Here is a 20,217-nt window from a genome sequence, read left to right on the forward strand (position 1 = left end):
GGTCAGGAGGATCAGGGGTGCCGGGCCCCGGTTCGCCGGTCCGACACCCCGGAGGACGTGGGGCAGGGCTTGAGGGGCGCCGGGTGAGGCCACCAGAAGCGGGTCGAGCAGGGTGTGTGCTTTGACCCGCTGACTCATCCGGCGCCCAGTGCTCGGTGGTGAAAGACTGCCTTTGCTACTGCGCCGATCTCTTCCCCCTGCCTGCCTCTCAGCCAACGTGGACGCGGGGACGGCGGTTCCGGTCCGCCTCCGCCTCGCGAAGCACCTCCCGCGTGACCGGGGCGACTTCGCCCTGGCCCAGGAGGAAGAAGCGGAGGAAGTTGGTAAAGGGGTTGCCCTCGGTCCACTCGAAGTAGATGTGGGGGCGGGCGCCGGTGGTGTCGCGGACGTGGAGGAGGAGGGCCGCGAGGGCGTTCGGAACCGAGGACGACTCGATCGTGAGGACGCGGTAGCGATCGTGGAGGACTTCGCCGCGGACGGTCAACCCGGCTTCGAACTCGGAGGGGTCGGTGACGGTGACCTCGACGAAGACGAAGTCCTCGCCGGTGGGGAGGTCGTTGTCGGCGCGAATCTGCTCGATCTTGTTGCGGTACTCGGCGACGTCACGGTTGTCGGGTTCGTTGGCGATGAACCGCGCGGTTCGGCGGGAGATGTCCTGGATGAATCGTTCGGCCATCTCGTCCAGCTCTATGTGCGTGACGCGCAGCTCGAAAGCGCGGCCGAGACGGGAGAGGAGGGAAATGAGGATGATGCCGACGATGAAGCAGGCACCGATCTTCACCCCGTCCGGGCGCTCAATGACGTTGACGACCGTGGTGTAGAGGAACACGGCGGAGATGACGCCGAACCCGATGGTCCAGCCGCGCTGGCCGGCCTTGCGGGCGGCGATGGTCACGGCGATGGCCGCGGAGCAGATCAGGACGAGGACACCGGTCGCGTACGCGCCACCCTGCGCGTCGACGTCCGCGTCGAAGATCCAGGTCACCAGGAAGGCGACCAGGGTGAAGACGATGACCATCGGGCGTACGGCGCGCGCCCAGTGCGGGGCCATACCGTACTTGGGCAGGTAGCGAGGCATCAGGTTCAGCAGACCGGCCATGGCAGAAGCGCCGGCGAACCACAGGATGGCGATGGTTGAGACGTCGTAGATCGTGCCGAAGGCGTTGCCGAGGTACTCGTGGGCGAGGTAAGCGAGCGCGCGGCCGTTCGCCTCGCCGCCGGACTCGAACTCCTCGTGGGGGATGAGGACGGTGGTGATGAAGCTGGTACAGATCAAAAAGACACTCATGATCAGCGCGGCCGTGGTCAGCAGCTTCTTCGTGCCCCGGATCCGTCCCGTGGGCTTCTCCTCGGAGTCGCCCGGGTCGCCCTCGACGTGCGGCATGACGGCTACGCCGGTCTCGAATCCCGACAGGCCGAGCGCGAGCTTGGGGAAGACGATCAGTGCGACGCCGATCATGGCGAAGACGTTGCCGTGTTCGGCGGTCAGGGCGGTGGACCAGTCGGTGACGACGTGGCCCTCGGTGGCCACGTGCCACAGGCCGGTGACCACAACGACCACGTTGAGTGCCAGATAGACGCCCACGAGGACGACCGCGACGCCGATCGCCTCCAGGAAGCCCTTGAGGAACACCGCTCCGAGCAGCGCGATGAGGATCATCGTGATGAGGACCTGCTTGTCGTGCAGGGCCTCGGCCAGATGCGGGTTCTCCACGAGGTGAGTGGAGGCGTCCGCGGCTGAGAGCGTGATGGTGATCAGGAAGTCGGTGGCCGCGAAGCCGAGCAGGGTGAGGACGAACAGCTTGCCCTTCCAGAAGGACAGCAGGCGTGACAGCATCGCGATCGAGCCCTCGCCGTGCGGGCTCTCTTCCGCCACACGCCGGTAGACGGGCAGCGCGCCGGCCAGGGTGACGATCACCAGCACGACGGTGGCGACAGGAGACAGCAGTCCGGCCGCGAGCGCGGCGATGCCAGGCTGGTAACCAAGGGTGGAGAAGTAGTCGACACCGGTCAGGCACATCACCCGCCACCACCGTTGCCCTTTGTGGCCGGCCTCAGGGGATGACGCCACGGGCCGGGACGGTTTGCCTTTGCCCATGTCGGAGAGCCCCTCCAGCATCCACGTGCGCACTCGGCCGGTGCGCGGGGCGTTCGTCGTGGACATGGAGGGGCTCCTGGGCTGCTGCTTGGTGAGGGATTCCGACCGCCGGGCGGACGGCCCGGCCAGCGTAAGCAACGCCTAAATGCCCTATCGGGGCGGGCACGTCAGGAAAGCGTCAAGATGCACCCAATGCTTCACTGCCGCAGCTCACCGGACGAGCACTCCCGCGCGTCGCGCGCCTTCGGGCACGGATATCGCACCCGCTCGAACGTCCACCGAGGGGACCGGCTGGTCCGGTGTGACGGCACGGGGGCGGCGGCCATGAGGACGAGTCCGCCGCAGGGCCGGCCACCCCGCGTGAGTCTTTGGCGCGGTTGGTCCACCCCCGGCCGTGGCCGGCGGCCCGGACATTCCGTTTCGCAGCTCCCCGCGGGGAGGACGAGGAGGGACGACCCGCCCCCCCGACTGGTGGGTCGGGGGGCGGGAAGGCCCTCAGTACGGTCAGAAAAGGTCGCAAAGAACAGGCATGTTCCGACGCGCCCAGAGAATCGTGAGCCCGAACGGCGGGCGTACGTAAGGAGGGGAATGCCAGTCGCTTCCCGGGAGCGTGCCACGCCCAGCGGTCAGGTGCAGCACGTGCAGCCGGGACGGCAGCCGCACCCGTCCCCTTCGGCAGTGGGGACAGGGACCGCTGTGGCCGTGGTGGGTGCGCAGCAGCTTTTGCCCTGCCAGGCGTCGCGGCCTTCCTTGGCTGCGATGACGGCGATGGCGAGAGCGGCGATCGGGTCGGCCCAGGACCAGCCAAGGATGGCGTTGAGGACGAGGCCCACGAGGAGCACTGCGGACAGGTAGGTGCACAGCAGGGTCTGTTTGGAGTCCGCGACCGCGCTGGCGGAACCGAGCTCGCGCCCGGCTCTGCGCTGCGCGGCGGACAGGAACGGCATCACCATCAGGGACAGGGCGGCGATGACGATGCCGGGGACGGAGCGGTCCGCCTCGCCGGTGCCGGTCAGCGCACGGACGGCGTCGACGCCGACATATGCGGCGAGGGCGAAGAAGGAGATGGCGATGATCCGCAGTGTGATCGTCTCCCGGGCTTCCCGTACGGCGTGATCGCTGGCGGAGAATTGCCAGGCCACCGCGGCGGCAGAGGAGACCTCGATAACAGAATCCAGACCGAAGCCGATGAGCGCGGTGGAGGAGGCGAGGGTGCCGGCGGTGATGGCGACAACGGCCTCGACGACGTTGTAGACGATCGTCGCGGCGACCAGCTGGCGTATGCGCCTGGCGAGCGCGTCGCGGCGAGCCGGGCTGGGCCCGAGAGGTATGGAGAGGTCCGCGGCCATCAGCAGCAGCCCATCTCCTCGGCGTTCACACAGGTACGGTCGGTTTCGACGGCCACCACGGCGGTGCGCAGAGCGTCGAGCGCGTGGCCGAGACGTTCGTCGGCCAGCTCGTAGCGGGTGCGGCGGCCATCGGGCACGGTGACGACGAGGCCACAGTCGCGCAGGCACGCAAGGTGGTTCGACAGCCGGGTGCGGGAGATATCGAACGCGTCGGCGAGATCGGCGGGGTAGGCGGGGGCGTCGCGCAGAGCGAGCAGGATGCGGCAGCGAATCGGGTCGGCGAGCGCGCGGCCGAACCTGGCCAGCACCTCGATGTCGGAGGCAACAGTCAGCACCCCATGACGGTACAGTCATTCCTGAATTCAGGAAAGCATGGACAGATGCTCCCACCCGGTCCGCCCGGGGTCGTCCCGGACTGCCCGAACGAGAAGCTCGCGGTCACAAGCGGCTTCGGCGGGCCCCGCAGGCCGACGTCGGCCTGCGGGGCCCTCGTCTCCACACAGTTTGTCCAGCCGGCCCAGAGCCGAGCAGCATGACTTCACCGATTGCCCGACTGTGGACGCTACCCGTTCGCAGACCCCGGCCGATCACCAAGGATTGGAGCGCCGGACCTACCGCCCACCCAACGGCTTGGCCAGAGCTCCCGGCGCTCACCAGCTGCGCCAAGCACTCACGACCCCTGCTTCGGATCTTCAGGGACGATGCCGCTGGGCTGCCTTCAGCAGTCGGTCCAGCTCGTCGCTGGCCTCGTCGTACCCAGCGTCGGAGATCCGCTGCAGCTCGCGCGGGTCACCAGCCGAGACCGCGCGTCGGGTGAGCAGGAATCCGGCGCGCATGGAACCCTCGTCCAGCAATTCGCTCAGCTCATCGAGGTCGCCGGCTGCGTCCGCGAGGTCGGCCAGCCGATCCAAAGCAAGCTCATTACCCGCGTCGGCAAGCTCGCGCAGGGTCTCCCGGTCAACATCCATGTTCACGTTCTCCATGACGCCATCGTGCAACCCTGCCCTTGGGGAAAGGTCAAGTGGAAGGATGGCCGGATGATCACCATCGGGCAGCTGGCCAGGTACATCGGTGTGTCGATCAAGACCATTCGCGTCTACCACGACAAGGGGCTGCTGCCCGAGCCCGACCGCGATGCGTCCGGCTACCGACGCTACGACGCGAAGGACGCCATCGACCTGATCAAGATCCGGACGCTCGCCGAAGTCGGCGTCCCCCTAGCCCGCATCCGGACGCTGAGATCAGCGACCGACGAGGAATTCCAGCACGCGCTGCGCGAGATCGACGGCGAACTCACCGCCCGCATCCGCAGCATGCAGGCAACGCGGGGGCGTCTGCGGCAGCTCGCCGCCGGGCATCTGTCCCCGCTGCCCACCGAGGTCGGCGCCCATCTGGAGCACCTGGCCAGCTGGGGATTCACGCCTCGATGGGTGGACCTGCAACGCGACCTGTGGATCCTCGTGTTCGCCACCCACCCGGACAGTGCGACCGCCCTGTTCCACGACCAGGCCCAGAGCCTGGCCGACCCTGCGCTCCGACAGCTCTTCCTCGACTACGACCACGCACACGACCTCGACCCCGGCGACCCCCGCGTCTACGACCTCGCCCGGCGGATCACTGCGGCAACCATGGAACGCTACGGAGCCGACGAACTGCCCCAGCTGGATACAGGCTCCCAAATCCCCGCTCTCATCCAGGGCACGGTCAACGCCTCGTCCCCGGCATGGCAGCGACTCGACACGCTCATTCGCACACAACTGGACCTGTGACGCGAGGTGGTCAGTCAGCGCGTGGGGCGCTGACGATGACCGCCATCCCAGCCAGGCAGACAAGGCCGCCGCTCACGTCCCAGCGGTCGGGACGGTAGCCGTCGGCAACCATGCGGGTGATCCGGGACTGGATTCTGAGCATGGCGAAGTGCCCTTGCTCCGAGAGATCGGGGCCGGGGTCGGGCCATCGAGCACGGAATCGTTCACATGCCAGCTCGGGGGCGTCCCGAAGGATCTCTTCCTTCGCTTCGCGGATCGCAGAGTCCGGTCCGTGTTCACCGATCCCTAGCAACCTCCACTACTCGGTGATACCGTGTAGTGGTATTCGGTAGTACGCAGTACCGATAGGGCCGAGGAGGACTAGCGATGGACGACCTGACGGAGATGTTGAAGGGCACCCTCGAAGGGTGTGTGCTCGAAATCATCGGCAGCGAGGAAACCTACGGGTACGCCATCACCCGCCGGCTGAACGAGCTCGGCTTCGCCGACGTCGTCGAGGGGACGGTGTACACCATCCTGCTGCGGCTGGAGAGGAACGGACTCGTCCAGGTGACGAAGCGACCATCCGGGGTCGGTCCGCCGCGCAAGTTCTACGCGCTCAACGACGCCGGCCGCGAGGAACTCGCGAAGTTCTGGACGAAATGGCAGTACGTCTCATCACGCATCGACAGGCTGAAGGAGGCCGGGAGATGAACTTCTGGGAGACCATCACAGGCAGCGATCTCACCAGGGATTGGAAGGCGTTCGAAGCTCGGGCCGAGGCCCTGCCGGACGACTACCGGGCGGCGTGGGGACAGATCATCGCCTGCCTCTTCCCTTACGGGGACTTCACCGGCCGCAACCTGATGCCGATCCTCGACTCGGCCCTGGGGCTGCTCGAAGTAGCGCGGCGGACGGACAGAGCGTCCACGAGGTGCTCGGCGACGACATCGGAGGCTTCTGCACTGCACTGGCCGGTGGAGAAGGGGCCCGGACCTTTCGCGACCGGTGGCGCGAGCAGTTGAACAGGAACGTCGCACGGAAACTGAGCCGGCTGGGAGGCTGACGTGAGCATCCAGGACATCATCGAGGGCAAGAAGCAGTGGCGGGCGCACACGGCCCGGGTCAAGGCGCTCCCGCCGGACTACCAGATCGTCTACAAGGAGATGCAGAAGTACCTGTTCAAGGTCGGACCGATCGACCTGCCTGACGGGCCCCTGCTCCCCGGGATCGTCGACTTCTTCGAGGAGGGCGCCGCCGCGGGCAAGGGGGTCTTGGAACTCATCGGCAGCGACGTCGCCGCGTTCTGCGACGACCTGGTCAAGGACTCACGCACCTATGCGGACGTCTACCAGGAGTCCATCGGCGGGAACCCGGTACGGCCGAGAGGTAACACGCCCGTCGCCTCATGCCAGTGGGCGTGGCGCTCACGCGCGGTTCGTTCGCCTCAGCGCAGCGCGAACAGGCGCGGGCCGACCGGCCACCAGAAGCCGCCGCAGATCCTGTCCACCGAAATGGTCGAGCAGGCCGGCGAGACCTGGTCAGCACTGCCAACACCACCCGGCGAGCAGGTCTCCGGCCGCGGGCCGCTCGACACCATCCCAAGACGATACGACTGACGTGTAGTCACGGACAGTCACTCCGATCCGAATTCCGAAACAGCTTCCACTCTCCCTGCGTCTCCAGCCTCCGAAAGGAAGTCGCCATGGCTCCATCTGTCATGCCCACATCCAGGCAAGATGACGGTCACCCGTCGCCGACCGCCGTCTCCGCCGTCGGGCTACGCAAGTCGTACGGCGAAAAGCTCGTCCTCGACGGCATCGATCTGCGCATCCCGGGCGGGTCCGTGTTCGCGCTGCTCGGACCGAACGGTGCCGGCAAGACCACCGCCGTGAAAATCCTCTCCACCCTCATCACTGCGGACGCCGGGGACCTGCACGTCGGCGGGCGCACGACCTGGCCGCCGACCCGCAGGCGGTACGTGCCGCGCTCGGTGTCACCGGGCAGTTCTCCGCCGTGGACGGTCTGATCACCGGCGAGGAGAACATGCTCCTCATGGCGGACCTGCACCACCTGCCCAAGAGCGAGGGACGGCGGGTCGCCGCCGAACTCCTGGAGCGCTTCGACCTGGTGGAGGCCCGCCAGGAAGCCCGCCTCGACCTATTCCGGCGGCATGAAGCGCCGCCTCGACCTCGCGATGACGCTGGTGGGCAGCCCGCGGATCATCTTCCTCGACGAGCCGACGACAGGGCTCGACCCGCGTTCACGCCACCACATGTGGGGCATCATCCGCAGTCTCGTATCCGACGGCGTAACCGTCTTCCTTACCACCCAGTACCTGGAAGAGGCCGACGAACTCGCAGACCGCATCGCTGTGTTGAACGACGGCAAGATCGCCGCCGAGGGCACCCCCGAGAAGCTCAAGCGGCTCATCCCGGGCGGGCACATCCGGCTCCGCTTCACCGACCCGGTCACGTACCAGTCCGCCGCCGGCGCCCTGCGCGAGGTCACCCGGGACGACGAGGCACTGTCGCTGTCCATCCCCAGCGACGGCAGTCAGCGCGAACTGCGCTCCATTCTCGACTGGCTCGACTCCGCCGGCATCGAGGCGGACGAACTGACCGTCCATACCCCCGACCTCGACGACGTGTTCTTCGCCCTGACCGGCCCGGCCAACGTCCCGAACCAGCCCAAGGAGACCGTCCGATGAGCTCCCTCTCTCTCGCTGTACGCGACTCGAACACAATGCTGCGCCGCAACCTGCTGCACGCCCGGCGCTACCCGTCAGGGACCCTGAACCTGCTGCTCACGCCGATCATGATGCTGCTGCTCTTCGTCTACATCTTCGGAGACGTAATGAGCGCGGGCATCGGCGGCGGCGGCGCGGACCGCTCCGACTACATCGCCTACATCGTCCCCGGCCTGCTGCTGATGACCATCGGCAGCACCGTGATCGGGGCCGCGGTGTACGTCTCCATGGATATGACTGAGGGCCTCATCGCCCGCTTCCGTACGATGGCGGTCTACCGCCCTTCGGTACTCATCGGGCACGTCGTCGGCAGCGTGCTGCAATCCGTCATGAGCGTGGTCCTCGTCGGCGCCGTCGGCGTGGCCATCGGCTTCCGCTCCGCGGACGCAACCGCCCTGGAGTGGCTGGCAGCATTCGGGCTCATCGTGCTCTTCGCCCTGGCGCTGACCTGGATCGCGGTCGGCATGGGCCTGGCCAGCCCGAACCCCGAGGCGGCCAGCAACATGGCCATGCCGCTGATCCTTCTCCCCCTCATCTCCAGCGCTTTCATCCCGGCCGACACCATGCCGGGCTGGTTTCAGCCGATCGCCGAGTACCAACCTTTCACCCCGGCCATCGAGACCCTGCGCGGCCTTCTCCTCGGCACCGAGATCGGCAACAACGGGTGGCTCGCGATCGCCTGGTGCGTCGGCCTGATCGCGCTCGGCTACCGCTGGGCGACTGCGCAGTTCAACCGCGACCCCAGGTAACCCGGCATAAGCGCGCGGGCGCCCCTCGCCCCGCCCGACGGCGGCCCCCTCCGGCGCACCGGCGCGTACTGCCTACTCAACGAGTAGCAGCTGGGCTTCAGATCTCTCGAACCCGCTCCCAGAGGGCGTCCCACGTCTACCTCGCCTGCGGGTTTTGCCCTAGCTGTCCGAGCTTCCGCGAACCCGCGCGTTCCTTACTTCCATGCCACGAGTCAGGAAAAGCTCCAGCCCCAGGTGCCCAGTCCGCTCATCACAGACAGCAGACAGCCAGACCATGACGCGACAGCCTGACACTCTCGCCTGACACCCCGTCAGTAGAGTCAGCATTGGGTCAGCATTAGGTCTACTAAAGCTGCTCGCGCACGACCACACTTTGGAATCCTGGGCACGTGCGGCGGAGGCTTCCGGAGAAGCGCTGGACCGATTCCGCTTCTGAGTATGGGACCGAGCTGCCGCGACCAGGGCCCGCCCGGACCCGGCCACATCAGCGCAGCTCAGCGCACCCTTCCCCGCGGTTTCAGCGCCACAGGTGGCAGTTCAGGAGCGGGGAGCCGGCCTCCGTCGTAGCCATGCACTTCCCCGAACCGGGCACCGGCCGCCCAGTCTGCACGTGCCTGTGCGATTTCCTCGTGGGACCGCCCGATGAAGTTCCACCACATCACGATCTCCTCGGCGAAGGGCTCGCCGCCGAGCAGCATGAGCCCGGCGTCCGAGAGGGCGCGCAGGGGCAGTTCGGTGCGGCCGCAGCCTAGGTAGAGCATGGAGCCCGGCAGTACGGGGACCCCGTCGACCTCCGCCTCGCCGGACATCGACAGGACGGCGTACTCGAAGTCGGGGTCGAGGGGTACGCGGGCCTCGGCGCCGCTCGTCAGGGCCAGGTCGGCGCCGATGATCGGGGTGTACGTGGTGCCGGGCGAGGCGGCGCCGTCGAGTTCTCCGAGGATCACGGTCGCGACGAGGCCCGGCGCGGTGACCGTGGGAAGGTTGGTGTGGTGCTGGAAGTGCGGATCGACGTTCCGATGCGCTTCGGGCAGTGCGACCCAGAGCTGCGCGCCGTGGAGGTACCTGGCGTGGGGCTTCGGGCTCTCCTCGGAGTGGCTGATCGCCTTGCCCGAGGTCATCAGGCCCAGCTCGCGGGGGCGGATCGCCTGGAGGCTGCCCACGCTGTCGCGGTGCAGGACCTCGCCGTCATGCAGCCAACTGACCGTCTGCAGACCCATGTGCGGGTGCGGCGGCACCTGCATCCCGGGCTCGTCGGCGATGTCGTCGGGGCCGTAGTGGTCCACGAAAGCCCAGGCGCCGACCATCCGGCGGCCCAGATTCGGCAGCAGCCTGCGGACCTCGGTGGATTCGCCCAACTGGACACGGCGCGGAGCGAGTAGTTCGCGTACCGGCTCGGCGACGACGAAGCCCCGTCCTCCGCAGACGGAGGGTGTGGCCTGGCGATCGAGATTACTCATGGCGCTCAACCTATTCCCGCAGGGACCCGTAGTGCCCACCCCCACGCCGAAAGTTTAGTGGAATATTCAATCATTATGCTGTGTTGACGCACCCGAACGGACACCGCGGAGACCGCGGACCGGATCCGCCAACGGCCCCGCCAAGGAGGACCAGTGAACGACACCTACTACGAGTTCGGCACAGCCGCCGAACGCTGGGACCGTGCGCAGATGTTCTTCGACGCGAAGGAGTACCTGACCGCCGCCCGCATCCTGGGCGGGCTGGTCGATGAGGTACCGGAGCAGGTCGCTCCGCGACTGCTGCTGGCCCGCGCCTACTACCACTCGGCGCGCCTCGGCAAGGCCGAGGCGGAGCTGCGTGCCGTGCTGGAGCGCGACCCCGTCGAGGACTACGCGCAGCTGATGCTGGGCCGGACCCTGGAGCGGCAGGGCCGGCATGCGGAGGCCGTGCCCCATCTGCGGATGGCGGCGGCGCTGACCGGGGATTTCGGGCCGGAAGCGTCGTAACGCCGTACCGCGAAGCGACCCCGGGTCGTCGGTGACGGCGCTCGGGGTCCGCCCGCTCAGGCCCGGGGCTTCGGCTCCGGGCCGCCCTGTGTGTTGGAGACACGGTCCAGCCATTCCGTCATCAAGGCCGCCTCCGCCGTACTGAGCCCTGCCCCGTGGGACTGCCGCAGCAGAGCACTCAAGGTGGCGGCGGTGGAAGGGACTGCGGCGGTAGGGGCCGCCGCACCCACCGGCGCACCGCCGGCTTCGTCCGGCGTCAGGACCGCGGCGTGTACCGCGTCGCGCACTCGCCGCGATGCCGTGGGGTCGGAGAAGGTCCCCGGGCGGGCCACCAGCATCAGCGCCACGCCCACGTTGGCAGACATGATCACCTGGGCCGCCAGTTCGGGAGCGACCAGCAGCCTGCCCCGCTCCGCCGCCCGCTCCAGGTCACGAGTGAGAATCCGGTGCGACTCCAGCGCCGAGGCCGGCGGGGTGCGCATCGCGGGCGAGTTCATCAGCCGGTACAGGTTCGGATTGCGCAGGGCGAAGTCCACATGACTGTCCCAGCCATGACGGAGATCCTCCACCGGGTCCGTGGACTCGCCGCGCTCCCGCTTGGTCGCCAGGTACGCGTCGAAGCCGTGGTCGACGACGGCCGACAGCAGGCCTTCCTTGTCGCCGAAATGCCGGTACAGGGCGGGGGGCCCCACCTGGGCGGCCTCACACACGGCACGCGTGGAGACATCGCCGTCCGGGGACTCCGCGACCAACTCGGCCGCCACCTCGAGAATGCGCGCTCGTGTACTCATCGGACGGACGCTATCAAGCGGCGCCCGGCGCAATTCAGACGCCGGAACGGAGGGTCAGCCGGTCGTCGATGCCGATGCGGGTGAGGAACTCCGCGCGGATAGGGCCGACGACGACACTGACCTCCTCGCTGCGGTCGCCCGCCGGGTCGGCATCCACCCGAAAGGGCCGCTTGCCGTGTTCGGTGGTGACCACCCTCACGACGGCATCGGCGGGAGCGAGGTCGGCGGTTCATGGAGGTCCCATGCATGGCAGTGCTCCCGGTCGAGGGGGTGGGTAGCAGGGCCGGTCGACTCAGACTATGCCGCCGTTGGCACGCACGACCTGGCCGTTGACCCAGCGGGCAGGGCCGGCGAGGAAGGAGACGACTTCGGCGATGTCCTCCGGCGTCCCCAAGCGCTCCAGCGGCGCCTGGGCTGCCAGCCGCGCCACCGTCTCCTCGTCCTTGCCGTCCAGGAACAGGGCGGTCGCGGTCGGTCCGGGCGCGACCGCGTTGACAGTGATGTCCCGGCCGCGCAGCTCGCGGGCCAGGATCAGCGTCATGGCCTCGACGGCACCCTTCGTGGCTGCGTAGGCGCTGTAGCCGGGAAGGGACAGGGACAGCACGGAGCTGGAGAAGTTGATGATCGCCCCGCCCTCGCGCAGGCGCCGCGCTGCCTGCTGATCGACGACGAAGGTGCCGCGGATGTTGGTTCGGTGCATCCGGTCCAGGGCGTCCAGGTCCGTGTCGACCAGCGGGGCCAGCGTCATCACACCTGCGGCGTGGACGACCACGTCGACTCCCCCGAACGCTTCCTCGGCGGCGTCGAAGAGGGCGGTGACAGCGACTTCGTCGGCCACGTCGGCCCGGTACGCGAAGGCCTCGCCGCCTTCGGCGACGATGGCAGCGACTGCGGCTTCGGCCTCGGTGAGATTGCCCGCGTAGTTGACGACGACGGCGAAGCCGTCCGCCGCGAGCCGTTCGGCGCTCTGGCGGCCGATGCCGCGCGAGCCGCCGGTGACGACGGCGACCCTGCGGCGGGTGGGGGTGGCCTGCTCACTCATCACGCTGCTCCCTGCTGGAGGGGACGGCTGCCTGCGCCACCCCGGGTAATCAACGCTAACACCAATAACGTAGCGTCGCTACCCTCCTGTCGGTAGCGATGTTATCCAGCAGCGATAACCCACCGGCATCCGTCCTCCGCCGCGCATATTCGGATGCGCTCAGCCCTCACGCCGTGATACTCCGCCAGTCATGGATGACCTTGTGACGACACGCCTCACGCTCCGCCTGATGAGTCCCGCCGAAGCAGCGGACATAGTTGCGGGCGAACCGGGGGCCGACGCCCGGTGGGCCCCGGGGTACCCCACCGACGGGGACAAAGGCGGTGCGCGCCGCTACCTCAGCACGTGCGAGACGTCCGGGGACCCCCGGCCGTTCGGCTCCTTCGAGATCAGGCGGCGGGAGGACGAACAGGTGATCGGTGGGCTGGGATTTCACGGCGTACCCGATGAGAACGGTCAGGTGACCATCGGCTACGGTCTGGCCCCCGGCGCCCGGGGGAAGGGGTACGCCTCCGAGGCGCTGCGCGCCCTGCTGGAGTTCGCCCGCTCGCAAGGCGTCGCATCCGTGCGGGGCGACGCGAACCTCGACAACATCGGATCCCACCGCGTCATGACAGCGGCCGGGATGCGGCTCGTCGGGGTGGACGATCAACTGCATCACTACCTGGTCGACTGGACCGGCAAGGACGCATAGGGCACGTCGGCCCGCCGTCCTGCCGGCGTCCGGCGCCACGAACCGCGCAACCCGCCGGGCAGCGCCCGGCGGGTTGCGTAGCGAACGGATACGGCTCAGTCAGGGGTGTCGAGGGACCGGTGGGCCGGTCACCTGCCACCGCTCAGGTCACCGCCCCCGCAGTCCGGGACGCCGCTCCGGTGCCCGCGCGCGAGCTGTCCGCCTCAGGCTCCAGCAGTCGTTCGGTCAGATATCCGAAGACGAGACCGAAGCAGCCCCACAGCGTCGCCTGGATGGCGAGCGTGGACAGCCGGAACTGCCAGAGCAGCGTGGCCGGGAAGTCCTTGCCGACCTCGTTGAACGAGGGCAGGAAGGCGTAGGCGAGTCCGATGAGAAGGACGAAGCCGGCGAACGCGGCGATCGACGCGTTCCAGTTGCCCAGACGGGGTGCGAGCCGCTTGCCGATGATGACGGCGGCGACGGCCAGCAGCACGCTCAGCGCGACCATCAAGAAGAAGAGGGCCGTGCGCTGTCCGATGGTGCCGGGATCACCTACGGCCGGCGGGTTTGCCGGGTACTTCAGGAACGGCACGACGTACACCGTCAGCAGCGCGGCACCGGCGACGAAAGCGGCTGTGGCCCGGGGGCCGAAGTCGCCGATGCGGCCGAGCGCGTAGCAGAAGACGAGTGCGGCGATGCCGCCGACCGCCACGCCGAACACCAGGATGCCGGTGGCGAGGCCGCCGGTGGCCTGCATGGTGCGGCTGACGAGTTCCTCGCCGCCGCCGTGGTCGTGGTGGTGAGCCGCTTCCAGCGCGATGGCGGCGTCCACCTGGGACTCACCGAGGAAGTAGGCGACGACGAGGGCGAGCGCGCCCGCCACGAGGCCGGCCAGCATCCCGCGGACGAGCAGAGCTCTGACAGAGATGGAGTTCACGAGGTTGTCCCCTGCGTATCGGGTTCTCAGTGGCAGGGGAAACCGAGCAGGTGCCGGCCGTCGTGGACCCACTCGTGGACGCCTTCACCGGCGATGACCGAGATGGCCCCCTGCTCGGCGCCGACGAAGTACAGCAGGACGAGCATGAGAATGCCGAAGAACGCCGCCCAAGGGGCAAGGGCCTTCAGCGAGATGGGGGTGATGGCGGGTGCGCCGGTGGCGGGGGCAGCAGACTGTGCCATGGCAGAACCTCCTGTGGGAACACGCGTCCCGATCGTGGTGCCTCAGACGACAGTGCCGGGTCTGACTTCCCGTACAGGTACGAGTTCACAGTGGCGCGACCGTGCCGGATTCTCACCGGCTTCCGTCACACCGTCGTCATGGTCGTCGTGACCATACCGCTTGCGGCTGGGCACCGCCATGGTGCAATCGGCAGGGCGACGGGCCCCGACGGCCACACGTCACGTACGGAACAGGCCATGGTTCACGGAGTGGAGAGCGCGTTGACGGTACGGGTGATATTGATCTCGCCTGCGATGAATCCCGGTCTGCGAGAGGCCCGGTTCGAGGGTGACGCGCCCCTCGACGAGGCCGGAACACGTCGGGCGCGTGCCGCCGCGGGTGGCGTACCGGATGCGGACCTGTGCCTGAGCGGCGGCTCCGAGCGCTGCCTTCGGACCGCCGAGGTCCTCGGCCTTCAGCCCGTGTCCGAACTCGCCCTCGCCGACTGGGCCATGGGGCGCTGGCGCGGGAAGCGGCTGTCCGACGTGAGCGACAGCGAACCCGAGGCCGTGGCGTCCTGGCTGGCCGACCCGGACGCGGCCCCCCACGGTGGTGAGTCGCTGTCGAACCTGTCCGCCCGGGTCGGCGGCTGGCTCGACGGTCTGGAGGAGGGCAGCGGCCGGGTCCTCGCCGTCGTCGAGCCCGCCGTCGTACGCGCCGCGATCGTTCATGGACTCGGTCTGCCCTCGTCGGCGTTCTGGCGCCTCGACGTGCCTCCTTTGACCCGCACCGAACTCAGCGGACGCCAGGGGCGCTGGAACCTGATGTGTGGTCAGGCTCTTTGAGGCCGATACGTGTTGAGCCGGACGACCGTCAGGCGGGAAGTGTGATGGCCGTGGCCGCGATGCCGTCGTGAACCAGCCATCTGCCCGTGAGCACCGGAGGCATTCCGGGCGCGGTCCGCAACAGCGTCGCGGTGAATGTTCCTCCGGCCGCGGTCGCGGACGTACGGACGAACGTGATGTCCGCTTCGGTGAAGTCGAGTTCGGTCCGGGTGAGGGGGAACCACGTCTTGAACACGCTCTCCTTGGCGCTGAACAGCAGCCGGTCCCAGTGAACGGCCCCGGTCCCGTCGGGCTCCGTGCCGGTTCTCCGTCCCGTCAAGTCGTCGTGCGACAGGAGCCGCTCCCGCTCCGAGGGGAGCGAGACGATCTCCCATATGCCGGAGGGCAGCGGCGCGTTGGGTTCGGCATCGACCCCCAGGCCACGGAGGTCCTCCGCCCTCGCCAGCGCTGCCGCACGGTAGCCGTCGCAGTGCGTCATGCTGCCGACGAACCCGGTGGGCCACAGCGGCATTCCTCGGTGACCACGCAGTACGGGAGCGGGCGGCAGGCCCAGAGCGGCCATCGCCCTGCGGGCGCAGGCGCGGGCCGCGGCGAATTCGTGGCGCCGTTTCGCCACACTCGTGGCGACCAGTGCCTCTTCCTCCGGGAACAGGGTTCCGGCGGGTGCGTCCTCCTCACAGGTCGCCGCGCTGGCCACGTACGGAGGGAGGAGCCGGTCGATCACGATGCCTCTCCCTGCCCGGCGGGCGCCGGTCCGTCCGCGTCGGGCGGCGTCCCGGTCTGCGTGCCGGCCCCGTCCTCGTACGGCAGGATCTGCCGCAACAGCCCACGGGGGTGGCCCAGTTCGCGCCACTCCCTGGGATAGCCGATCGAGACTTCCTCGAAGCGCACCCCGTCGTACCAGGTCGTACGGGGAATGTGGAGATGGCCGTACACAACGGCCGCCACGTTGAACCTGCGGTGCCAGTCGGCTGTGAGTTCGGTGCCGCACCACTGGGCGAACTCCGGGTGCCACATGACGGATGTGGGTTCCCGCACCAGTGGCCAGTGGCCGGCGAGCACGAGGGGGATGTCCGGGTCGTGTGCGGCCAGCCGCTGCTCGGTCTGCGCGACCCGGGCCCGGCACCAGTCGTCGCGGGTGGCGTACGGGTCGGGGTGCAGCACGAACTCGTCGGTGCATACGACGCCCACTTCGTGGGCGCGAGCCAGGGACTCCTCCTTGGTCGTCGTGCCCGGGGCGCGGAAGGTGTAGTCGTAGAGAACGAAGACGGGTGCGACCGCCACCGGCCCGTCCGGCCCCGGCCAGCGGGGGAAGGGGTCCTCGGGTGTGGAGACGCCGAGCGCTCGGCACACCTCGACGAGGTGGTCGTACCGCGCCTGGCCTCGAAGCGCCACGGCGTCCCTGTCGATCGTCCAAAGTTCGTGGTTTCCCGGCGTCCACACGACGTGGGCGAATCGGCTCGCGAGCAGTTCCAGCGCCCACGCCACGTCCTTCACCTGCTCGGCCACGTCACCCGCGACGATGAGCCAGTCCGCATCCGACATCGGGTGCAGCGACTCGACGATCGGCCGGTTGTCGGCGATTCCGACATGCAGATCGCTGACGGCGAGGAGCCGGCCCGCTCCGTGCGCGGGGTGCGGGACCGGATACTGGGCGGGGTCGCTCGGAGAGCTCATGGACGCGTTTCCCGATCTCGCGGCGGATACGTGAGCCTGTTCCACAGGTACGGCGTTCGTTCGAATTTACCGTCTCACGGGTGACCGTGACCACGCTTTCGATCTTCCCGGTTCGTCGGGTCGGCGGGCCTCCGGCCGAGCGGGCCGCGTGCGGACCACCGGCCCGGGTTGCCGACGGACAACTCGGCGCGGAGAGCCGTCGGGGCGGCCGGGTACCGGCGTAGGGTCACGTTCATGGTGCATGTACTGAGCAGCCGGGTGTTGCTGCGACCTCGTGACCCTCAGATCTCGCGGGATTTCTACGGGGAAGCTCTCGGTCTCGCCGTGTACCGCGAGTTCGGCACCGGGCCGGAGCGCGGCACGGTCTACTTTCTCGGCGGTGGCTTCCTGGAGCTGTCCGGAAGATCGGACGAACCGCCGACCGCGAGCATCCGCCTCTGGATGCAGGTGGCCGACTGCGAGGCCGCGTACCAGGAACTCGCGAGCCGTGGCGTCCACGTCCTTCGCGCACCGCTGCGGGAGCCCTGGGGTCTGATCGAGATGTGGATCGCCGATCCGGACGGTCACCGCATCGCACTCACCGAGGTGCCCGACGACCACCCGTTGCGCTACCGGCCCTGACGTCGGCCGCACGCCGGCCATCGTGCTCCTGCGGCACCCGCCCCGCCGTCGTCCACCCGCTACACACGGTCAAGCGTACGGACACGGCGGGTGTTCGGCACAGGTCATATGAGGATGGCGTAGACGAGGAAGAAGGCCGCCACCACCACCGCGAGGGCAAGGATGGCGATGAGAGGTCCCATCGCCCATCCCCTGGGTGGTTCGTTCCACGGCCCCGCCTCCGACGTGCTGCTTTCGCCCGGGGGCGTGTCGCCCGTAGGGACACCCCCTCCGGGCTCCAGGCCGGGCGTGTTGCGCGGGTCCGGGTCGGGATTTCCAATGCTCATACCTCTTCACGTACCCATATGGACGGGAATACACCGAATATCCGGTATCTTCCTTGAGCGGCCGCACGGAGAACGGGGCCCGCGCGGCCGCGTGTGGGCCGCCGGCGTACGGCTCAGGCCGCGACGTAATCCCGCAGATGCCGGGCGGTGAGGGTGTCCCCCGTCGCGACGAGGTCTGCCGGCGTCCCTTCGAACACCACGCGGCCGCCGTCGTGCCCGGCCCCGGGTCCGAGGTCGATGAGCCAGTCCGCATGGGCCATCACCGCCTGGTGGTGCTCGATGACGATCACGGTGTTGCCCGCGTCCACCAGCCGGTCGAGCAGCGCGAGCAACTGGTCCACGTCGGCCATGTGCAGACCGGTGGTCGGCTCGTCGAGTACGTACGTCGCCGCCTTCTCGGCCATGTGGATGGCCAGCTTGAGGCGCTGGCGCTCCCCGCCCGAGAGCGTGTTGAGCGGCTGCCCGAGCCTGATGTATCCGAGCCCGACGTCACGCAGCCGCCCGAGGATGGTGTGCGCCTGGCCGGAAGGGAAGAAGTCGCGGGCCTCCGCCACCGACATTCCCAGCACCTCGCTGATGTTCCTGCCGTCCAGCGTGTAGGTGAGGACCTCGGGGGTGAACCGCTTGCCTTCGCACTCCTCGCACACCGATGCCACGCCCGCCATCATGGCGAGGTCGGTGTAGATGAGCCCGAGGCCGTTGCACTTGGGGCAGGCACCCTCCGAATTGGCGCTGAAGAGAGCCGGCTTGACGCCGTTGGCCTTGGCGAAGGCCGTGCGGATCGGATTGAGCAGTCCCGTGTACGTCGCCGGGTTCGAGCGCCGCGAGCCACGGATGGGCGACTGGTCGGCGACCACGACGCCCTGCCCGGCGGGCAGGCTGCCGTGGATCAGTGAGCTCTTGCCCGATCCGGCGACCCCAGTGACCACGGTCAGGACACCGAGCGGGATGTCGACGCTCACGTCCTGGAGGTTGTGCTTGTCGGCGCCTTTGATGGACAGCTGCCCGTGCGGTCTCCGCACGGCGTCCCGGAGGCCCGCCCGGTGTTCCAGATGCCGCCCGGTCAGGGTGCCGGAGGCGCGCAGCCCCGGTACGTCTCCGCTGAAGCAGATGTGTCCGCCGTCCGTGCCCGCGCCCGGTCCCAGATCGACCACATGGTCCGCTATGGCGATCACCTCGGGCTTGTGCTCGACGACGAGCACGGTGTTGCCCTTGTCGCGCAGCCGCAGCAGCAACGCGTTCATCCGCTGGATGTCGTGGGGGTGGAGGCCGATGGTCGGCTCGTCGAACACGTAGGTGACATCCGTCAGGCTGGAGCCGAGGTGCCGCACCATCTTCACCCGCTGGGCCTCACCGCCGGAGAGCGTGCCGGAGGGCCGGTCCAGACTGAGGTAGCCGAGGCCGATCTCGACGAGGGAATCCAGCAGATCCCGCAGACCGGCCAGCAGCGGGGCCACACCCGGGTCGTCGATCTCCCGCACGAACAGGGCCAGATCGCTGATCTGCATGGCGGAGCACTCCGCGATGTTCACCCCGTCGATCGTCGACGACAGAGCCGCGGCCGTCAGCCTGGTGCCTCCGCAGTCGGGGCAGTCGCAAAAGACCACCGCGCGGTCGACGAAGGCCCGGATGTGGGACTGCATGGCGTCGCGGTCCTTGCTGAGCATGGTCCGCTGAACCTTCAGGAGCAGGCCCTCGTACGTGAAGTTGTTGCTGCCCACCTTCACCTTGACCTGCGGCTTGTGGAGGAAGTCCGCCCACTCCTGCTCGGTGAAGTCCTTGAGCTTCTTGTCCGGGTCGTAGAAACCGGAGTGGGCCATGATCTGCCAGTACCAGGAGTCCACCGCGAAGTTGGGAACGGTGATGGCCCCCTCGTTCAGCGACTTCTCCCGGTCGACCAGCTGGTCGATGTCGATGTCCGACACCTGCCCGGCCCCTTCGCACCGCGGGCACATGCCTTCCGGCAGATTGAAGCTGAAGGCTCCCGACGTACCGATGTGGGGTGTGCCGAGGCGCGAGAAGACGATCCGCAGCATGGTGTACGCATCGGTAACGGTGCCGACGGTGGAGCGGGAGTTGGCCCCCATCCGCTCCTGGTCCACCACGATCGCGGCACTCAGATTGTGCAGCGCGTCGACATCGGGCCGCCCCAGGCTCGGCATGAACGACTGGACGAACGCGGTGTACGTCTCGTTGATCAACCGCTGGGACTCGGCGGCGATGGTGCCGAAGACGAGTGAGGACTTCCCGGACCCCGAGACGCCCGTGAACACCGTGAGCCGACGCTTGGGGATGTCGAGCGACAGGTCGGCGAGGTTGTTCTCCCGTGCGCCGCGCACCTGGATGACGTGGTGGTTGTCGGCTGAAGTCGTCTCAGGAGTCGTCATGGGGGCGAAGGTATCCGACACCACTGACAGTCGGCC

Annotated in this window: 23 protein-coding genes, 4 pseudogenes and 1 riboswitch; of the genes and pseudogenes, 11 read left to right on the forward strand and 16 right to left on the reverse strand. The window is 68.4% G+C overall.

Going from position 1 to position 20,217, the window contains the following annotated elements:
* Positions 1-208: 208 nt before the first annotated feature.
* The 4 genes from ACFWSK_RS25695 to ACFWSK_RS25710 form a co-directional block, all read right to left on the reverse strand.
* Positions 209-2,164, reverse strand: coding sequence for an amino acid transporter (locus tag ACFWSK_RS25695; RefSeq protein WP_383790562.1), 1,956 nt, complete (start codon positions 2,162-2,164; stop codon positions 209-211).
* Positions 2,165-2,724: 560 nt separating this feature from the next.
* A complete protein-coding gene (locus tag ACFWSK_RS25700; RefSeq protein WP_383790565.1) occupies positions 2,725-3,447 on the reverse strand; it encodes a cation transporter in 723 nt (240 codons plus the stop codon).
* Complete coding sequence (locus ACFWSK_RS25705; RefSeq protein ID WP_383790568.1) at positions 3,447-3,782, reverse strand: ArsR/SmtB family transcription factor; 336 nt, start codon at positions 3,780-3,782, stop codon at positions 3,447-3,449. The genes ACFWSK_RS25700 and ACFWSK_RS25705 overlap by 1 nt, the downstream gene beginning before the upstream one ends.
* Before the next feature lie 357 nt (positions 3,783-4,139).
* A complete protein-coding gene (locus ACFWSK_RS25710) occupies positions 4,140-4,430 on the reverse strand; it encodes a hypothetical protein (protein ID WP_383790571.1) in 291 nt (96 codons plus the stop codon).
* Between the two features lie 54 nt (positions 4,431-4,484).
* On the opposite strand from ACFWSK_RS25710, the gene ACFWSK_RS25715 reads away from it, so the two are divergent.
* Positions 4,485-5,216, forward strand: coding sequence for a MerR family transcriptional regulator (locus ACFWSK_RS25715; protein WP_383790573.1), 732 nt, complete (start codon positions 4,485-4,487; stop codon positions 5,214-5,216).
* Between the two features lie 10 nt (positions 5,217-5,226).
* Here the strand turns inward: ACFWSK_RS25715 and ACFWSK_RS25720 are convergent.
* Positions 5,227-5,343, reverse strand: a pseudogene (locus ACFWSK_RS25720) (hypothetical protein); the annotation flags it as partial.
* 239 nt (positions 5,344-5,582) lie between these two features.
* Between ACFWSK_RS25720 and ACFWSK_RS25725 the strand changes: the two are divergent.
* The 3 genes and pseudogenes from ACFWSK_RS25725 to ACFWSK_RS25735 all read left to right on the forward strand — a co-directional run bounded on the left by ACFWSK_RS25725 (position 5,583) and on the right by ACFWSK_RS25735 (position 6,588).
* Positions 5,583-5,909 carry a PadR family transcriptional regulator gene (locus tag ACFWSK_RS25725; RefSeq protein ID WP_383790575.1) on the forward strand — a complete coding sequence of 109 codons (327 nt, stop codon included), beginning with the start codon at positions 5,583-5,585 and terminating at the stop codon, positions 5,907-5,909.
* A pseudogene (locus tag ACFWSK_RS25730) lies at positions 5,906-6,261 on the forward strand (DUF1048 domain-containing protein). The gene ACFWSK_RS25725 and the pseudogene ACFWSK_RS25730 overlap by 4 nt, the downstream one beginning before the upstream one ends.
* Before the next feature lies 1 nt (position 6,262).
* Positions 6,263-6,588, forward strand: a pseudogene (locus tag ACFWSK_RS25735) (DUF1048 domain-containing protein).
* A 54-nt stretch (positions 6,589-6,642) separates the two neighbouring features.
* Here the strand turns inward: ACFWSK_RS25735 and ACFWSK_RS25740 are convergent.
* Entirely contained in the window at positions 6,643-6,795 is a 153-nt protein-coding gene (locus tag ACFWSK_RS25740; protein WP_383790578.1) for a hypothetical protein, read from the reverse strand.
* Between the two features lie 105 nt (positions 6,796-6,900).
* On the opposite strand from ACFWSK_RS25740, the gene ACFWSK_RS25745 reads away from it, so the two are divergent.
* From ACFWSK_RS25745 to ACFWSK_RS25755, 3 genes and pseudogenes are all read left to right on the forward strand, one after another.
* Positions 6,901-7,224 (forward strand): ATP-binding cassette domain-containing protein, encoded by a 324-nt coding sequence (locus tag ACFWSK_RS25745; protein WP_383790581.1) that lies wholly within the window; start codon positions 6,901-6,903, stop codon positions 7,222-7,224.
* A 120-nt stretch (positions 7,225-7,344) separates the two neighbouring features.
* Positions 7,345-7,905, forward strand: a pseudogene (locus ACFWSK_RS25750) (ATP-binding cassette domain-containing protein); the annotation flags it as partial.
* On the forward strand, positions 7,902-8,693 hold the full coding sequence (locus ACFWSK_RS25755) for an ABC transporter permease (protein ID WP_383790584.1): 792 nt from the start codon (positions 7,902-7,904) through the stop codon (positions 8,691-8,693). The pseudogene ACFWSK_RS25750 and the gene ACFWSK_RS25755, both read left to right, overlap by 4 nt.
* A 494-nt stretch (positions 8,694-9,187) precedes the next feature.
* Here the strand turns inward: ACFWSK_RS25755 and ACFWSK_RS25760 are convergent, their stop codons facing one another.
* Positions 9,188-10,153 carry a pirin family protein gene (locus tag ACFWSK_RS25760; RefSeq protein ID WP_383790588.1) on the reverse strand — a complete coding sequence of 322 codons (966 nt, stop codon included), beginning with the start codon at positions 10,151-10,153 and terminating at the stop codon, positions 9,188-9,190.
* A gap of 153 nt (positions 10,154-10,306) precedes the next feature.
* On the opposite strand from ACFWSK_RS25760, the gene ACFWSK_RS25765 reads away from it, so the two are divergent.
* Complete coding sequence (locus ACFWSK_RS25765) at positions 10,307-10,660, forward strand: tetratricopeptide repeat protein (protein ID WP_383790591.1); 354 nt, start codon at positions 10,307-10,309, stop codon at positions 10,658-10,660.
* 56 nt (positions 10,661-10,716) lie between these two features.
* Here the strand turns inward: ACFWSK_RS25765 and ACFWSK_RS25770 are convergent, their stop codons facing one another.
* From ACFWSK_RS25770 to ACFWSK_RS25780, 3 genes are all read right to left on the reverse strand, one after another.
* Positions 10,717-11,451 carry a TetR/AcrR family transcriptional regulator gene (locus ACFWSK_RS25770; RefSeq protein ID WP_383790594.1) on the reverse strand — a complete coding sequence of 245 codons (735 nt, stop codon included), beginning with the start codon at positions 11,449-11,451 and terminating at the stop codon, positions 10,717-10,719.
* A gap of 34 nt (positions 11,452-11,485) precedes the next feature.
* Entirely contained in the window at positions 11,486-11,644 is a 159-nt protein-coding gene (locus ACFWSK_RS25775) for a short-chain dehydrogenase/reductase (RefSeq protein WP_383790596.1), read from the reverse strand.
* Positions 11,645-11,743: 99 nt separating this feature from the next.
* Positions 11,744-12,493, reverse strand: coding sequence for an SDR family oxidoreductase (locus ACFWSK_RS25780; protein WP_383790599.1), 750 nt, complete (start codon positions 12,491-12,493; stop codon positions 11,744-11,746).
* Between the two features lie 190 nt (positions 12,494-12,683).
* On the opposite strand from ACFWSK_RS25780, the gene ACFWSK_RS25785 reads away from it, so the two are divergent.
* A complete protein-coding gene (locus ACFWSK_RS25785; RefSeq protein ID WP_383790602.1) occupies positions 12,684-13,187 on the forward strand; it encodes a GNAT family N-acetyltransferase in 504 nt (167 codons plus the stop codon).
* A gap of 142 nt (positions 13,188-13,329) precedes the next feature.
* Here ACFWSK_RS25785 and ACFWSK_RS25790 read toward each other — a convergent pair whose 3' ends face one another.
* The gene (locus ACFWSK_RS25790; RefSeq protein WP_383790605.1) at positions 13,330-14,103 is read right to left on the reverse strand and encodes a CbtA family protein; all 774 of its coding nucleotides are present in this window, start codon (positions 14,101-14,103) and stop codon (positions 13,330-13,332) included.
* 26 nt (positions 14,104-14,129) lie between these two features.
* Positions 14,130-14,345, reverse strand: a complete 216-nt coding sequence (locus ACFWSK_RS25795) for a CbtB-domain containing protein (protein ID WP_383790608.1) — start codon at positions 14,343-14,345, stop codon at positions 14,130-14,132.
* 3 nt (positions 14,346-14,348) lie between these two features.
* A riboswitch (adenosylcobalamin (AdoCbl) riboswitch) is annotated at positions 14,349-14,496 on the reverse strand.
* Positions 14,497-14,582: 86 nt separating this feature from the next.
* On the opposite strand from ACFWSK_RS25795, the gene ACFWSK_RS25800 reads away from it, so the two are divergent.
* Positions 14,583-15,170: a histidine phosphatase family protein gene (locus tag ACFWSK_RS25800; protein ID WP_383790611.1), complete on the forward strand. Its 588-nt coding sequence runs from the start codon at positions 14,583-14,585 to the stop codon at positions 15,168-15,170.
* Positions 15,171-15,198: 28 nt separating this feature from the next.
* Here the strand turns inward: ACFWSK_RS25800 and ACFWSK_RS25805 are convergent, their stop codons facing one another.
* Positions 15,199-15,894 (reverse strand): 4'-phosphopantetheinyl transferase, encoded by a 696-nt coding sequence (locus tag ACFWSK_RS25805; RefSeq protein WP_383790614.1) that lies wholly within the window; start codon positions 15,892-15,894, stop codon positions 15,199-15,201.
* The gene (locus ACFWSK_RS25810; protein WP_383790617.1) at positions 15,891-16,847 is read right to left on the reverse strand and encodes a metallophosphoesterase family protein; all 957 of its coding nucleotides are present in this window, start codon (positions 16,845-16,847) and stop codon (positions 15,891-15,893) included. Before ACFWSK_RS25810 ends, ACFWSK_RS25805 begins: the two co-directional genes overlap by 4 nt.
* 234 nt (positions 16,848-17,081) lie before the next feature.
* Here ACFWSK_RS25810 and ACFWSK_RS25815 point away from each other — a divergent pair, with 234 nt between their 5' ends.
* The gene (locus ACFWSK_RS25815) at positions 17,082-17,468 is read left to right on the forward strand and encodes a VOC family protein (RefSeq protein ID WP_383790620.1); all 387 of its coding nucleotides are present in this window, start codon (positions 17,082-17,084) and stop codon (positions 17,466-17,468) included.
* A gap of 104 nt (positions 17,469-17,572) precedes the next feature.
* Here ACFWSK_RS25815 and ACFWSK_RS25820 read toward each other — a convergent pair whose 3' ends face one another.
* Positions 17,573-17,794 (reverse strand): DUF6480 family protein, encoded by a 222-nt coding sequence (locus tag ACFWSK_RS25820; protein ID WP_383790622.1) that lies wholly within the window; start codon positions 17,792-17,794, stop codon positions 17,573-17,575.
* 113 nt (positions 17,795-17,907) lie between these two features.
* Entirely contained in the window at positions 17,908-20,181 is a 2,274-nt protein-coding gene (locus ACFWSK_RS25825; protein WP_383790625.1) for an ATP-binding cassette domain-containing protein, read from the reverse strand.
* Between the last annotated feature and the right edge of the window lie 36 nt (positions 20,182-20,217).

Source organism: Streptomyces sp. NPDC058620 (assembly GCF_042717135.1).
Taxonomy (GTDB): Bacteria; Actinomycetota; Actinomycetes; order Streptomycetales; family Streptomycetaceae; genus Streptomyces.

Excerpts from the sequence above, each read along its gene's own strand:
- ACFWSK_RS25715 (WP_383790573.1), top strand. The coding sequence starts at position 4,485 with ATGATCACCATCGGGCAGCTGGCCAGGTACATCGGTGTGTCGATCAAG.
- ACFWSK_RS25710 (WP_383790571.1), bottom strand. The coding sequence starts at position 4,430 with ATGGAGAACGTGAACATGGATGTTGACCGGGAGACCCTGCGCGAGCTT.
- ACFWSK_RS25785 (WP_383790602.1), top strand. The coding sequence starts at position 12,684 with ATGGATGACCTTGTGACGACACGCCTCACGCTCCGCCTGATGAGTCCC.
- ACFWSK_RS25755 (WP_383790584.1), top strand. The coding sequence starts at position 7,902 with ATGAGCTCCCTCTCTCTCGCTGTACGCGACTCGAACACAATGCTGCGC.
- ACFWSK_RS25815 (WP_383790620.1), top strand. The coding sequence starts at position 17,082 with ATGGTGCATGTACTGAGCAGCCGGGTGTTGCTGCGACCTCGTGACCCT.
- ACFWSK_RS25740 (WP_383790578.1), bottom strand. The coding sequence starts at position 6,795 with ATGGTGTCGAGCGGCCCGCGGCCGGAGACCTGCTCGCCGGGTGGTGTT.
- ACFWSK_RS25745 (WP_383790581.1), top strand. The coding sequence starts at position 6,901 with ATGGCTCCATCTGTCATGCCCACATCCAGGCAAGATGACGGTCACCCG.
- ACFWSK_RS25800 (WP_383790611.1), top strand. The coding sequence starts at position 14,583 with ATGGTTCACGGAGTGGAGAGCGCGTTGACGGTACGGGTGATATTGATC.
- ACFWSK_RS25760 (WP_383790588.1), bottom strand. The coding sequence starts at position 10,153 with ATGAGTAATCTCGATCGCCAGGCCACACCCTCCGTCTGCGGAGGACGG.
- ACFWSK_RS25695 (WP_383790562.1), bottom strand. The coding sequence starts at position 2,164 with ATGTCCACGACGAACGCCCCGCGCACCGGCCGAGTGCGCACGTGGATG.
- ACFWSK_RS25825 (WP_383790625.1), bottom strand. The coding sequence starts at position 20,181 with ATGACGACTCCTGAGACGACTTCAGCCGACAACCACCACGTCATCCAG.
- ACFWSK_RS25820 (WP_383790622.1), bottom strand. The coding sequence starts at position 17,794 with ATGAGCATTGGAAATCCCGACCCGGACCCGCGCAACACGCCCGGCCTG.
- ACFWSK_RS25770 (WP_383790594.1), bottom strand. The coding sequence starts at position 11,451 with ATGAGTACACGAGCGCGCATTCTCGAGGTGGCGGCCGAGTTGGTCGCG.
- ACFWSK_RS25725 (WP_383790575.1), top strand. The coding sequence starts at position 5,583 with ATGGACGACCTGACGGAGATGTTGAAGGGCACCCTCGAAGGGTGTGTG.
- ACFWSK_RS25810 (WP_383790617.1), bottom strand. The coding sequence starts at position 16,847 with ATGAGCTCTCCGAGCGACCCCGCCCAGTATCCGGTCCCGCACCCCGCG.
- ACFWSK_RS25780 (WP_383790599.1), bottom strand. The coding sequence starts at position 12,493 with ATGAGTGAGCAGGCCACCCCCACCCGCCGCAGGGTCGCCGTCGTCACC.
- ACFWSK_RS25795 (WP_383790608.1), bottom strand. The coding sequence starts at position 14,345 with ATGGCACAGTCTGCTGCCCCCGCCACCGGCGCACCCGCCATCACCCCC.
- ACFWSK_RS25700 (WP_383790565.1), bottom strand. The coding sequence starts at position 3,447 with ATGGCCGCGGACCTCTCCATACCTCTCGGGCCCAGCCCGGCTCGCCGC.